Source organism: Bifidobacterium hapali, assembly GCF_002259755.1.
Classification (GTDB): domain Bacteria; phylum Actinomycetota; class Actinomycetes; order Actinomycetales; family Bifidobacteriaceae; genus Bifidobacterium; species Bifidobacterium hapali.
Genome location: NZ_MWWY01000028.1, coordinates 54,176 through 67,353, shown reverse-complemented (window position 1 = coordinate 67,353; position 13,178 = coordinate 54,176). Strand labels below are relative to the sequence as shown.

Annotated in this window: 13 protein-coding genes; 6 read left to right on the top strand and 7 right to left on the bottom strand. The window is 53.2% G+C overall.

What is annotated here, in order from left to right; genetic code table 11:
• Positions 1–97: 97 nt before the first annotated feature.
• The 3 genes from coaE to BHAP_RS07810 form a co-directional block, all read right to left on the bottom strand.
• Entirely contained in the window at positions 98–787 is a 690-nt protein-coding gene (coaE, locus tag BHAP_RS07820) for a dephospho-CoA kinase (protein ID WP_244569349.1), read from the bottom strand.
• 226 nt (positions 788–1,013) lie between these two features.
• Positions 1,014–2,495, bottom strand: a complete 1,482-nt coding sequence (rpsA, locus tag BHAP_RS07815) for a 30S ribosomal protein S1 (protein WP_094730170.1) — start codon at positions 2,493–2,495, stop codon at positions 1,014–1,016.
• Between the two features lie 392 nt (positions 2,496–2,887).
• Entirely contained in the window at positions 2,888–3,772 is an 885-nt protein-coding gene (locus BHAP_RS07810) for a bifunctional methylenetetrahydrofolate dehydrogenase/methenyltetrahydrofolate cyclohydrolase (protein ID WP_094730169.1), read from the bottom strand.
• 117 nt (positions 3,773–3,889) lie between these two features.
• On the opposite strand from BHAP_RS07810, the gene BHAP_RS07805 reads away from it, so the two are divergent.
• From BHAP_RS07805 to BHAP_RS07795, 3 genes are all read left to right on the top strand, one after another.
• Entirely contained in the window at positions 3,890–5,035 is a 1,146-nt protein-coding gene (locus BHAP_RS07805) for a metal ABC transporter solute-binding protein, Zn/Mn family (RefSeq protein WP_094730168.1), read from the top strand.
• 134 nt (positions 5,036–5,169) lie between these two features.
• Complete coding sequence (locus BHAP_RS07800) at positions 5,170–6,084, top strand: ABC transporter ATP-binding protein (protein ID WP_094730191.1); 915 nt, start codon at positions 5,170–5,172, stop codon at positions 6,082–6,084.
• Positions 6,081–6,911 (top strand): metal ABC transporter permease, encoded by an 831-nt coding sequence (locus BHAP_RS07795; RefSeq protein WP_094730167.1) that lies wholly within the window; start codon positions 6,081–6,083, stop codon positions 6,909–6,911. The genes BHAP_RS07800 and BHAP_RS07795 overlap by 4 nt, the downstream gene beginning before the upstream one ends.
• Positions 6,912–6,945: 34 nt before the next feature.
• On the opposite strand, the gene ispF is transcribed toward BHAP_RS07795, so the two are convergent.
• Positions 6,946–7,425, bottom strand: coding sequence for a 2-C-methyl-D-erythritol 2,4-cyclodiphosphate synthase (gene ispF / locus BHAP_RS07790; protein ID WP_094730166.1), 480 nt, complete (start codon positions 7,423–7,425; stop codon positions 6,946–6,948).
• A 108-nt stretch (positions 7,426–7,533) separates the two neighbouring features.
• A complete protein-coding gene (locus BHAP_RS07785) occupies positions 7,534–8,130 on the bottom strand; it encodes a CarD family transcriptional regulator (protein ID WP_094730165.1) in 597 nt (198 codons plus the stop codon).
• Between the two features lie 159 nt (positions 8,131–8,289).
• Between BHAP_RS07785 and glgB the strand changes: the two genes are divergently transcribed.
• Entirely contained in the window at positions 8,290–10,545 is a 2,256-nt protein-coding gene (gene glgB, locus BHAP_RS07780) for a 1,4-alpha-glucan branching protein GlgB (protein WP_094730164.1), read from the top strand.
• A 15-nt stretch (positions 10,546–10,560) separates the two neighbouring features.
• Positions 10,561–11,292: a response regulator transcription factor gene (locus tag BHAP_RS07775; protein WP_094730163.1), complete on the top strand. Its 732-nt coding sequence runs from the start codon at positions 10,561–10,563 to the stop codon at positions 11,290–11,292.
• A gap of 19 nt (positions 11,293–11,311) precedes the next feature.
• Here the strand turns inward: BHAP_RS07775 and BHAP_RS11760 are convergent, their stop codons facing one another.
• Positions 11,312–11,464 carry a hypothetical protein gene (locus BHAP_RS11760; RefSeq protein ID WP_211279708.1) on the bottom strand — a complete coding sequence of 51 codons (153 nt, stop codon included), beginning with the start codon at positions 11,462–11,464 and terminating at the stop codon, positions 11,312–11,314.
• Here BHAP_RS11760 and BHAP_RS07770 point away from each other — a divergent pair.
• Positions 11,463–12,470, top strand: a complete 1,008-nt coding sequence (locus BHAP_RS07770; RefSeq protein WP_094730190.1) for a sensor histidine kinase — start codon at positions 11,463–11,465, stop codon at positions 12,468–12,470. The genes BHAP_RS11760 and BHAP_RS07770 overlap by 2 nt on opposite strands.
• On the opposite strand, the gene BHAP_RS07765 is transcribed toward BHAP_RS07770, so the two are convergent.
• Entirely contained in the window at positions 12,452–13,063 is a 612-nt protein-coding gene (locus tag BHAP_RS07765; protein ID WP_158216456.1) for a ComF family protein, read from the bottom strand. The two genes, BHAP_RS07770 and BHAP_RS07765, sit on opposite strands and share 19 nt — an antisense overlap.
• Positions 13,064–13,178: the final 115 nt, after the last annotated feature.

Sequence of the window (13,178 nt, the reverse complement as noted above, 5' to 3'; positions counted from 1 at the left end):
CCCTTCGACTGGCCTATGCTGGCTACAGCCTACCAACAAACTCGAACATTTGTCCTATATTGCGAGACCCAAGATAGGCAAATACGAAGCAGTCACGTTAGCTGACGTCCTCAGAATCGTTGGTAAAAATACCGGATGTAGTCAAAAAGTGAGGACACCGTGTCCAATCAGCATACAGTTGTTCCACTTGCGATAACATGCTATGTAACGGTTGTGTCGAGTCGATCACGATGTCTGCGATCGAGCGACGTTCAGATTCGTCCGATTGATGCTTGATGCGTCCCTCGGCCTGTGCGCGGCTCATGCCTCGCTCGGTCATCATGCGCGCGATGCGCACGCCAATCGGCGCTTCGACCGTGACGATATGGTCGAAGCGGAACGGGATCGTATCAATCACTTCAGCCAACAGCGGCACGTCATGTACAATGACATGCGGCATGGCATCATCGATGGCACGCGTGGCAGTCTCACGATCCAGCCTCGCCGCTTCCGTATAGATCAGTGGATGTTCAATGGCATCCAGCCGTTCGAGTGCGTCCGCTGGGGCACTCGGGCCAAATACATGCTCGGCCATCCATTCACGGTTCATCGTGCCATCGACAGATACCGCATCCGGTCCAAATTCTTCCACGATACGATGCAGTCCAACACTGCCGGGTGCGACGACGAGTCTGGCTAACTCGTCGTAGTCGATCACTGTTGCGCCGAGCGTGCGCAAATGCGCCGATACTGTACTTTTACCGGCTGCAATGCCGCCAGTCAATCCCACTCGTATCATCACAAACACATAATAACGCCCGATCGCATACCATACGTGCGTGGCGGAAATCTCTCACTGAGCGGCGCTCAGTGAGAGATTTCCGCCACGCACTATAGACGGCCAACAGCAACAGCATCCGTATAGCGCAAGAAAGCCCATAACACAGGAAAGCCCGACCCCACGTGTGGGATCGGGCTTTCTTATTCAGACCGATAGATCAGTACTGAATCACTTCTTCTCGTTCAGGAGACGCTCACTTGCCGAGCAGCTGATCGCGCAGAGCGGCGAGCTGATCGGAGTCGGCGAGAGTACCGGCAGACGTGTTCTCGGAAGAGTAGTTGGAGGTAGCAGCGGCTTCCTCGTGCTTCTCTTCCTTCGGAGCCTGACCATCTTCGGCGGCCGAAGCGGCAGCGTTCTCCAGCTCCTTGGCGACGAACGCCTTGTGCTGCTCCCACAGGTCGTGAGCAGCCGCGTACTGGGCTTCCCACTCCTCGCGCTGCTTCTCGAAACCAGCGATCCACTCGTTGGTGTTCGGGTCGAAGCCTTCCGGATACTTGTAGTTGCCTTCCTCGTCGTACTCGGCCGGCATGCCGTACAGCGCCGGATCAAAGTCCTCGGAGTTCGGGTCAACGGAGTCGTTGGCCTGCTTGAGGGACAGGGAGATACGACGACGATCGAGATCAACGTCGATGACCTTGACGAACACTTCTTCGCCCGGCTTGACAACGGTCTCCGGGTTCTCCACGTGGCGGTTGGCCAGCTCGGAGATGTGCACGAGGCCCTCGATACCATCTTCGACGGAGATGAACACGCCGAACTGGACGATCTTGGTGACCTTGCCCTTGACAATCTGGCCAGGAACGTGGGTGCGAGCGAAGCGCTGCCACGGATCTTCCTGAGTGGCCTTGAGCGACAGGGAAATGCGCTCACGATCGAGATCGACATCGAGCACCTCAACGGTGACCTTGTCGCCGACCTTGACAACCTCAGACGGGTGGTCGATGTGCTTCCAAGACAGCTCGGAAACGTGGATCAGGCCGTCAACGCCACCGAGATCAACGAATGCACCGAAGTTGACGATAGAGGACACAACACCTTCACGGATCTGGCCCTTCTTGAGCTGCGAGAGGAAGGTCTCGCGCACTTCAGACTGGGTCTCCTCGAGGTACTGACGACGAGAGAGAACCACGTTGTTGCGGTTCTTGTCGAGCTCAAGGATCTTGGCCTTGATCTTCTGACCGATGTACGGGGAGAGATCGCGGACACGACGCATCTCAACCAGAGATGCCGGCAGGAAGCCACGCAGACCGATGTCCACGATGAGGCCACCCTTGACAGCTTCGATGACGGTGCCTTCGACAACGCCATCGGCTTCCTTGATCTTCTCAATGTCACCCCAAGCACGCTCGTACTGAGCACGCTTCTTAGACAGAATCAGACGGCCTTCCTTGTCTTCCTTAGTGACGACAAGGGCCTCGATCGGATCGCCGACCTCGACGACCTCGTCCGGATCAACGTCCTTCTTGATGGAAAGCTCACGGGAGGGAATGACACCCTCAGTCTTGTAGCCGATGTCGACCAGAACCTCGTCACGATCAACCTTGACAACGGTACCTTCGACCAGATCACCATCATCGAAGTTCTTGATGGTGGAATCGACTGCCTTGATGAAGTCTTCCTCGGTGCCGATATCGTTGATGGCGACCTTGGTAACTTCGTTATTGTTCTCTGCCATTAATGTGGTTTCTTAAATAATTAGGTGGATAAAATCGTTCTTCAATTATGTACGCATACGTTACGCACACGCGAGTTTCTACAATACCGTTAGCCCTGTCCATTTGAGATTAGAGGAATCCGGGCGTGTCGCCCGGACACTGTATTTCTACCGCGGGGCCCCAACCCCACGGCGTCACCTACAGACAATCCACTGGATTGTCTGCTTTACGGTTCCGCAGGCGTGTCGGGGAAGTATTGACAGCACTATTGCCCGCGTGTGATTGGGATGTACTGTTCGTGACACGCTCCGGGCCGCTCGGCCGAGTCTTATGGTCACGAACAGTACATCCCAATCACACGCTCGATATCGGAATTTGTTTGCGTAATCCTATGTTGATTCAGCTGATTCGGCTAGCGCAGCTTGCGTTCGGCTATTTCTACTACGTTGGCGAGGAGCATGGCGCGTGTCATGGGACCGACACCGCCGGGATTCGGTGAATAAGCGTATGCTTTGCCGTAACAGGACTGGTCTACGTCGCCACGCACGCGCCAGCGGCCAGCTTCTTCATCAAATACGCGCGAGACTCCAACGTCGAGTAGAATCGCGCCGTCTTTGATCATGTCTGGCTTAACAAATCCAGCTGAACCCATTGCTGCGACGATGACATCAGCACGACGTGTGTGCTGCGCAATATCGCGCGTACCGGTATGACACAAAGTAACCGTTGCGTTAACGGCTTTACGGGTCAACATAAGACCGATCGTGCGACCGATGGTGATGCCGCGACCAAGCACGCATACTTCTTTACCGTCTAAATCGATGTCGTAAGCATCAAGCAGTTCAATAACACCACGCGGCGTGCATGGTAGTGGCGTGGTGATGTCACCGTGAACGTGAAGTACGAGTTCACCGAGGTTGTAGGGATGCATACCATCAACATCTTTGGCTGGATCGATGAGATCGATAACAGCGTTCTCATCAATACCTTTCGGCAGCGGAAGTTGAACAATATAGCCGGTGCATGCGGGGTCCTCATTCAACTCTTGGACTGCTTGAGCGATCTGTTCAAAACTGGCATCTGCAGGTAAATCTTTGCGAATAGATCGAATACCAACCTCAGCGCAGTCGGCGTGTTTGCCGGCTACGTATTTCATCGAACCGGGATCGCTACCAACAAGTAGTGTTCCTAGTCCTGGTTCAATACCGTTGTTCTTGAGCCGCTCGATTCGAGTCGATAAATGCTCCTTGATACGTGCTGCGGTGAGCTTGCCGTCGAGTTTAATGGCTTCAGTCATCCATCCCCCTGTGTCGTATCATGTTCATTGCCTTAGCGTTAGGCTATCTTGGATACAGGTCATTACAAGTTAGTAGGACATTGATCACGATTCGAGACGCACGATGGAGCAGGCAGGATGAGCATTCGTTGTTCGCATATATTCAAGGCCTTGACGGGATTTTTCGCGGTCTCGGCGCTGATCATTTCCGCCGGGTGCGGCATGTCATCCGAACCACAAACACAACCTCAATCTCAAACGCCAACGCAGGAGGAGCCCACCGGTCCGATTGATGTCGTGTCATCGATTAATCAGTGGGGATCGCTGGCCAAGCAGATTGGCGGCGACGATGTGAACGTTACGTCGATTCTCGATTCCACGAATGTAGATGCGCACGATTTTGAACCAAAAACTTCCGATGTTGCGAAGATTGCGAAGGCACAAATCGTGGTGCTCAACGGTGCCGGATACGACTCATGGGCGTCTAAAAGTCTCAGCAAGCAAACGGTGAGCGTGTCTGCCGCGCAGATTGTTGGTGCAATGGAGGGTGATAATCCTCACCTGTGGTTCTCAAAGGATGCGCGTTCTGGTATGGCTAAAGAACTTGTTGACGCATTCTCTAAGGCTTTGCCTTCAAAGAAAGACGATTTCACTAAGCGTTATGAACAGTGGCAAGAAGCTGAAACGAAAGTCGAACAAGCAATGGACGACTTTTCTCAAGCACATAAAGACGCCACCTACGCAGCCACTGAGTCTGTGGCCTATTATCTGATGAGCGATATGGGTTTCACTGACAAGACTCCTAAGGGGTATGCTGCGTCATCCGCAGCTGAAGGAGAAGCTGCACCAGCAGATCTGCAAGAGTTTCAAAAGCTCATTGAAGATCGAGACATTGATTTGCTGGTGAACAATACGCAGGAAGCCTCTGACGCGACCAATATGATCACTGGTACAGCTGGCCGTTCCGATGTGCCTGTGTTTGATGTAAGCGAGCAGATGCCGCAAGATAAGGCTAATCTCACGGATTGGATAGCCTCACTTGTCGATACACTAACTAGCTATTTCAATACTTGTGACGATAACGAGAGCAGTAGCGACGATAACGACACAACAGATGACAGTACAGACGACGATAATACTGCGTCTGATGATGCCTCAAATAAGTCCGACGCTGGTACATCATCGAAAACTGCATCATGCACGCCTGACAGTAACTCAACTGATACCAACAACAACGACGACACCACCGGTTCAAGCACCGGTCAGAGCGACCCAGGCAAGTAATCCACATTGTGAGGTGTGACGTACCAATGACGGTACACCACACCTCACTATTGAGAATGATTGTCAACGTTATTTGTCATAATCCGTTGCAGAACCCCGGCAAAAACCGGCCATATACAGAAAACGGCAGCATTATGACACACGACATCACACAGGCACACACCGCCACGTCAAACGACAGCGCCATCATCTTCCAAGACGCAGCAGTCGCACGCGGTGGACGTATCATCTGGCAACACGGCACATTCGCCATCCCAACCGGCTCAGTCACCGCAATCGTCGGCACGAATGGCACCGGCAAAACCACCATGATGAAAGCCGAACTCGGCCTACTCCCCCTCACAGCTGGATCAATTACCATCCTCAACCAGCCAGCCGGCTCAGCCAACCGACGCATCGGCTACGTACCCCAAAGCTACGCAACCGACATCGACTCCAACCTCACCGCAGAACAATCAGTACTACTCGGACTGACCGGCACACAATTCGGCATCCATTTCGTCACCAAAGCACAACGAGCCAAAGTCCGCGAAGCCATGACCTTCACAGGAATCACAGACAAAGCACACTTAAGACTCTCTGAACTCTCTGGAGGACTACGTCAACGCGTTGCCATCGCACAAGCACTCGTATCCGACCCACAACTGCTCATGCTTGACGAACCTCTCGCCAATCTTGATCTCGCCAGCCAACGCTCTGTCGTCCACGTACTCGCACGACTCAACCAAGAACTCGGCATGACCATCCAAGTCGTCGCACACGATCTCAACATGCTGCTACCGATCTTGACTGGAGCAATCTACCTCCTCGACGGTCACCCACACTACGCGGCCATGAATCAAGTACTCGACTCAGCACTCCTCACCCACCTTTACGGCACACAAGTACAAGTCGTCACCACACCACAAGGCGACATGTTCGTCACTCCCAGCGCCGACGAAAGACAAGACATGATACTCGACACGCACAATCCTGCCGAAGTAGCCGAATTCCACCACCATCACGCGACACAATCCGCACAGGAAACGCAGAAGGGAGAAACCCGATGATCGACTTCGCTTTCGACCCCGATTGGATGGACACGCTCACCGCACCATTCATGGCCAACGCATTCCTCGCCGGCCTGTGCATTGCACTCGCAGCTGGCGTGATGGGCTATTTCACCATTGCACGGCATTCAACATTCGCCTCACACGCGCTCGCACATATTGGATTGCCAGGTGCGACCGGTGCCGTATTGCTCGGCTTACCAGTCTCGCTCGGACTTGGCGTATTCGCATTGGGCGGCGCGCTCGTAATCGGTGCGCTCGGAAAGCGTGCCTCACAACGGGAAATCGCTACCGGTACGGTGCTCGCGTTCGCAACTGGTCTTGGCCTGTTTTTTGCCCGACTGTCGAGTTCAGCATCACAGCAAATGCAGTCGATTCTTTTTGGCTCGATTCTGACGATTACCACTGATCAGATCATCGGTTTTGCTATTTTCGATGCCATACTGCTTGCTGTATTGGCTGTGATTTACCGACCGCTACTGTTCAGTTCGGTGGATGAACAGGTTGCACAAGCCAAAGGCGTGCCAATTGGTGCCATGAACGTTGCGTTTATGGCAATTATGGCTGGCGTGATCACGATTGCAGTACCAGCTGTGGGTACTCTGCTTATTTTCGCGCTTGTGATTACTCCTGCGGCGACCGCGAATATTATTGCTGGAACACCGTTACGTGCAATGGTATTGGCAAGCACATTATGTCTGGTGGCAATCTGGGGAGGACTAGTGCTCGCCGCAATGTTTCCCGCTCCCCCGAGCTTTATTATTGTGACATTGTCAACACTGTTTTGGGCGATCGCGAAAGCAGCCAACGCTGCTCGACACCGCTAAAGCTGATTAGTATTAATACTGATCACTGCACTAATCAACGATCAACTTGTTCCACTAAGGCTGTGGCGATAGCAGCGATGCCTTCGCCACGACCAGTGAAACCCATGTGATCAGTAGTAGTCGCGGTTAACGATACTTGGCATCCAACAGCAGTAGACAGTGCTACTTCGGCTTCGCCTCGGTGCGGACCAATTTTCGGACGATTACCAATAATCGCAACACTGGCACTTACTGGCTTATATCCATGCTCGCGCAAGTAATGAACAGTCTGCGCGAGCATATCTGTACCATGCCGGCCGGCACCAGCAGAATCAGCGCCTACACCAAATAATGTGCCGATATCACCCAAATGTGAAGCTGACAGTAATGCATCAATCAGTGCGTGAGCCGCCACATCACCGTCTGAATCACCTTCAATACCGACACCATCCCAGAGTAGACCTGCAAGCCATAACGGGCGGTCAGAGTCCAGATCAGCGAATCGGTGTGCGTCGAATCCTTGACCGATGAACATACCAACTCACCATGTTTCCTAAGGTTCCCTAAGCTATTGGTTCCGCTATCGCGCACACTGCCGAGACTGTTGAGTGAGGGCTACTTATAAGCAGTAGTACCTCGCTACTTACTTACGCTTAGACTTCTTGCCTTCAGCCTCAATACGTGCCAGCGTCTGTGCAGCCGGCTCTTCTGGCGCAACAGTATGATGCTTCTCATCGCCCGGACGAGGATCTTCATAACCGAGGTTCACGTCCAGCAAACGCTGAGCGTTTTCATCATCGAGATTCTCGCTTAAAGCAATCTCTGAAGTCAAAATAGAACGAGCCTTGGTAAGCATACGCTTCTCACCCGCAGATAAACCGTGGTCATCCACGTCACGCTGCGCAAGATCACGTACCACTTCAGCGATCTTATTCACATCACCAGTCGCAATCTTCTCAACGTTCAGCTTGTAGCGACGCGACCAGTTCATTTCCTTCTCGACGATCGGAGTGCGCAGAATCTCAAATACCTTAGCCACTTCGTTGGCGTCGACAATATCGCGTACGCCCACCTTCTTGGCATTCTCTACTGGCACATTGATAACCAGACCATCGGAAGACAACACGGACAGTTGCAAGTATTCCCTCGTCACACCTTTCACCGTCCGCTCGGTAATGGCCTCCACCTTCGCCGCGCCGTGCCGCGGATAGACAACCATATCGCCGACCTTGTAAGCCATGAATCCTCCGTGAAAGCCTATAACAAACCCGAATAAGTATGTCATATACCCTAGACTGGCCCGACAGGCCAGCATGAGAACGCCACGACGCGCCGTAAAACCGATACGACGCGCCCAAATACCCGTGTTATCGGCAGCCTCGTCCTACACTTCTGAGGTATGGCTACACATACGAACATCAACGACGATACTGTTGCTGTGCCTGTAAGCCAGGGAGACCTGGATGCAGTCAGCAACGCCACCTTCTACAACCCGCACGAGGTGCTGGGTGGGCATCTAGGCTCTGGCGAGCATGCCAATCAAGTCACCGTGCGCGTGCTACGGCCTCTTGCTAAAGCCGTGACTATTCTTACGCAGTCTGGCTCGTTCGAGGCATTACATGAGCGCAACGGCATATTTGTTGCAGTCCTGCCAGCTGAACAAACCAAAGACGGGTATACGGTACCTGATTACCGCGTACGTACCGTGTACGGTCTTGCCAACAGTGTTGTCGAGGATGATCCGTACCGGTATCTGCCCACTGTTGGCGATATGGACACATATCTGTTTGGAGAAGGCCGACACGAACGGCTGTGGGATGTACTTGGTGCACACGTACGCCGTTTCGACGACCCAATGGGTGCTGCTGACGGCACTTCAGGCAAGCCTCTGGTCGGTACTGCGTTCGCGGTATGGGCACCAAACGCTCATGCCGTGCGCGTAGTCGGTAACTTCAACGACTGGGATGGGCGCCGCCATGCGATGCGCGAACTTGGCTCATCGGGCATATGGGAAATTTTTATCCCAGGTATCGAAGCTGGCGAAGTCTACAAGTATGAGATTCTTAACGCTAACCATGATTGGGTTATGAAAGCCGATCCTATGGAACGTTCCCACGAGATTCCACCAGCAACCGGTTCGGTTGTGGTAGATTCGACGCAACGCTGGGACGACAAAGCGTGGATGGATAAGCGTCGCAAGACCAATCCGCATGATGGTCCAGTAAGCATTTACGAGGTGCACGCTGGTAGCTGGCGCAAAGATGTTGCGAACTACCGTGAGCTGGCTGATAAGCTCGTGCCGTACGTAGAGAAGGAAGGCTTTACTCACGTTGAGTTCATGCCGCTCGCACAGCATCCGTTCTCTGGTTCTTGGGGTTACCAAGTTACTGGTTATTACGCGGTTGATTCGCGCCTTGGTTCGCCTGATGACTTTAAGTATCTGGTCAATAAGCTGCATCAGGCTGGCATTGGCGTGATTATGGATTGGGTGCCTGCGCACTTCCCGAAGGACGCGTTTGCACTGGGTCGTTTCGACGGCACGCCGCTATATGAAGACCCAGATCCGTTGCGCGGTGAACATCCCGACTGGGGCACGTACGTGTTCAATTTCGGACGTCGCGAAGTACGCAACTTCCTCGTCGCCAACGCTAGTTTCTGGCTGGATGAATACCATATCGATGCGCTGCGCGTGGACGCGGTTTCTTCGATGCTCTATCTCGACTACAGCCGTCAGCCCGGTCAGTGGCGTCCAAACATTTATGGCGGACGCGAAAATCTTGAGGCCATCGATTTCCTCAAGGAAGCTAATGCCACCGCATACAAGAACAATCCGGGCGTGATGATGATCGCCGAAGAGTCGACCGCATACCCGGGTATTACTGCGCCCACTGACGAAGGTGGCCTCGGTTTCGGCCTTAAGTGGAATATGGGCTGGATGCACGATACGCTCCAGTATTTGCGTGAAACTCCAATCAACCGCAAATGGCATCACGGTGAGATTACGTTCTCAATGGTGTACGCGTATTCTGAGCATTACGTGCTGCCTATCAGCCATGATGAAGTTGTATACGGCAAGGGTTCATTGTACGGCAAGATGCCGGGCGATGACTGGCAGAAATATGCTGGCGTGCGTTCGCTATTCGCGTATCAGTGGGCTCACCCGGGCAAGAATTTAACCTTCATGGGCAATGAGATTGCGCAGTGGGGTGAATGGGATCACGATAGCTCTGTTGATTGGGCTGCACTTGACTGGCCAGATCATCGCGGTGTGCAGAAGCTCGTAGCTGATCTCAACACACTGTATAAAGCATCTCCGGCCTTGTGGAGTCAAGATTTTGATCCTGCAGGATTCCAATGGCTTACCAGCGATGACGCCGATCATAATACGCTCAGCTTTGTGCGTATCGGCAAGAACGGCGAACAGATGGTTGTAGTCGTCAACTTCTCCGGAGAAGCATGGGAGAACTATCAAATCGCGCTACCGCAAGGTGGTAAGTGGCGTGAAGTACTCACTACTGACGACGCAAAATATGGCGGTTCTGACATCCACAACGGTACGTTTGAAGCTGAGCCAGAAGAGTATCATTCTCGTGAATGGTCAGCACGACTCACCATTCCAGCGCTGGGAGCGGTATTCTTAGAACCGACAGACTGAAAGGCGGTTTCTAACATGCTCAATACTCCGACGCGCGTTACCACGCCGCGCACAGTGCTCGTGGTCGAGGACGAACCTACCCTCGCCACGGCTATTGCGCAGCGCATCACGGCGGAAGGATGGACTGCTCGCGTGGCCTCGGACGGCGCTAGCGCCGTTCAGGCCGCTAAACAGCTCAAGCCTGATCTTGTGATCATGGATATTATGCTGCCGGTGATGGATGGTCTTGAAGCGACCAAGCGTATTGTGGCCGAGCGACCAGTACCGGTACTTATCCTGACGGCTCGTGATGACGAAAGCGACAAGGTCACTGGTTTGGGTGCTGGCGCAGATGATTACATGACTAAACCGTTCTCTATGCGCGAACTTATTGCTCGCTGCAAGGCATTGTTGCGTCGTGTGGAACGTGCAAAAGTGATTGCCAAGAATTCTGAGAACGAGAAGATTCTCAACTTCGGTTCCTTGGTGATTGACCCTGCTCAACGTATTGTGACGATGAACGGCGAGCCAGTGCATTTAACGCCTACGGAATTTGATCTGCTGGCTACCCTCGCACGCAAACCTCGCTCAGTGCTGACTCGCGAAAAGTTGCTTGAAGAAGTATGGGACTGGGTTGACGCATCTGGTACTCGTACTGTCGATTCGCATGTCAAGGCGCTGCGACACAAGCTCGGTTCAGAAATGATCCGTACCGTGCACGGCGTGGGCTACGCGTTTGAACCACCGACCACAACCGTAACCGCATGAAACGCAATACGAGCACTGCTCAGAGTCGGCCTACGAGTCCTGCCTCGGAATCGCCACGGCCGGCTTCTTTATCTTCATCGTTTTCGGGTGGTCGACTGAACGCATCAACATCACGACGTAAGTCATCCACCCGTTCGAGGGCGCACGGTAGCATTGTGCGCCCTATCGGCATGTTGTCGTCACTTAAAGTTGAGCTCAGCGTTATTATCACCATTGCCACTGCAATCGCATTCGGCATGGCATGGCTACTGCTGAAATTTGGGTGGAACGGCTGGATTGCCATGCCGTTAACGTTGGTCGTGGCACTGGGCATTACGTACTTCTTTTCGCGCGGTCTTATCGCACCATTGCGGCAGATGCGTGACGCTGCAAATGCTATGGCTGACGGCGATTACTCAGTACGCGTGCATTTAGCCACTGACAGTAGCGACGAAATTGGACGCCTCGCACGCGCATTCAATGAAATGGCTGAAGAACTTCAGCACGCCGATCAAATGCGCCTCGACATGATCGCCAATGTAAGTCATGAACTGCGTACACCAGTTTCTGCGCTGCAGGCTATGGTCGAGAATATGGCAGACGGCGTCACTGAACCCTCCCCCGCCAATCTTGAGAGCATCCTCAATCAAACACACCGGCTTAGCGATCTGATTGCATATCTGCTCGATCTGTCACGTATGGAAGCAGGCGCAGCAAGCCTGAAGATTGATGAATTCAACGTTCATGACTTTCTTGACGAAACGATCGAACCGCTAGAAATTGCGGATGCAGGGCATGCTCATGAGATCGTCATGAACGTTGATGAACATATTCGCATGGAAGGCGATCAAGACCGGCTGCGGCAGTTGTTTACCAACATTATTGCTAACGCGCTCAAGCATTCTCCCGACGGCACTACCGTATTGGTTGAAGCTCATGAAGATAGCGATCATGGGATGATTGTGACGAATGTGGTGAACTTCGGTTCACAAATTCCCCAAGCGGAGCGTACGGATATCTTCCGTCGTTTTGTGAAGGGGAAAACTGGGCCGGGCACTGAATCTGGTGGCACTGGATTAGGCTTGTCTATCGCACGCTGGGCTGCACAGTTGCATGGTGGTACCGTTCGTGTGGTAGATGATGACCGCGGCGTTGATTTTGAGATTCGACTGCCGCGATATCACATTGCTTCATCGTGAAGCAAATCAATCTCTCGTGAGGTGAGTGAGTTTTCGTACTGTTCGTCAATTTCGTGAGGCTCACTCACCGGTTTTTCGACTGACGCGAGCGCAAGAGCGGTGATCACGTGTGCACCGGCGTTGTTGAGTGCGGCGATGCATTGTCGCATGGTTGCGCCGGTGGTGATGATGTCGTCGAGAATGATGATGTTGCGATTGTTGCATTGTGCAGGGTTAGTGACGATGATGTTGCCGCTGATGCGTATGTTGCGTTGGGTGGCGTTGGTGACTTCAACTGATTTGGCGGCAATATTTGCGGTGCGTAAGACTGGTTGGACGGTTGCTGTGTAGCCTCGTGTGTTCAGTGAGTGGGCTGTTGCGTTGGCGACTTGGCGCATGTGCCATCGTCCTCGGTGAATCATTGAGGATCGTGAGGATGGTGCTGGTACGAGTGTGATCGGCGTGGTGCTGGTTATTGCTTTGCAGCGTATAGCGAGATCGGCGAGTGCTGTGGCGAATATGGTGTCGCATTCTTCGTCGTTGTGGTCTTTCCATGACAGGATTGCGTGACGAGTTTCGTTGCGATAGTGAGCGCATGCGTAGGCGGTGTTCATGGCCAGGCCGTGCATTGGTCTGGCGATGGTGGTGTTGAATTCGGCGCGGCAGTGTGGGCATAGTATGTCGTCTGGCGTGTCGCATCCTGCGCAGCCGCGTGGGATGATCAGGTCG

Bases quoted from the DNA above. Each gene is read 5' to 3' on its own strand.
- BHAP_RS07785 (WP_094730165.1), bottom strand. From the start codon at position 8,130: ATGGCTTACAAGGTCGGCGATATGGTTGTCTATCCGCGGCACGGCGCG.
- BHAP_RS07765 (WP_158216456.1), bottom strand. From the start codon at position 13,063: ATGAACACCGCCTACGCATGCGCTCACTATCGCAACGAAACTCGTCAC.
- BHAP_RS07795 (WP_094730167.1), top strand. From the start codon at position 6,081: ATGATCGACTTCGCTTTCGACCCCGATTGGATGGACACGCTCACCGCA.
- BHAP_RS07805 (WP_094730168.1), top strand. From the start codon at position 3,890: ATGAGCATTCGTTGTTCGCATATATTCAAGGCCTTGACGGGATTTTTC.
- BHAP_RS07810 (WP_094730169.1), bottom strand. From the start codon at position 3,772: ATGACTGAAGCCATTAAACTCGACGGCAAGCTCACCGCAGCACGTATC.
- rpsA (WP_094730170.1), bottom strand. From the start codon at position 2,495: ATGGCAGAGAACAATAACGAAGTTACCAAGGTCGCCATCAACGATATC.
- glgB (WP_094730164.1), top strand. From the start codon at position 8,290: ATGGCTACACATACGAACATCAACGACGATACTGTTGCTGTGCCTGTA.
- BHAP_RS07775 (WP_094730163.1), top strand. From the start codon at position 10,561: ATGCTCAATACTCCGACGCGCGTTACCACGCCGCGCACAGTGCTCGTG.
- BHAP_RS07800 (WP_094730191.1), top strand. From the start codon at position 5,170: ATGACACACGACATCACACAGGCACACACCGCCACGTCAAACGACAGC.
- ispF (WP_094730166.1), bottom strand. From the start codon at position 7,425: ATGTTCATCGGTCAAGGATTCGACGCACACCGATTCGCTGATCTGGAC.
- BHAP_RS11760 (WP_211279708.1), bottom strand. From the start codon at position 11,464: ATGCCGATAGGGCGCACAATGCTACCGTGCGCCCTCGAACGGGTGGAT.
- BHAP_RS07770 (WP_094730190.1), top strand. From the start codon at position 11,463: ATGTTGTCGTCACTTAAAGTTGAGCTCAGCGTTATTATCACCATTGCC.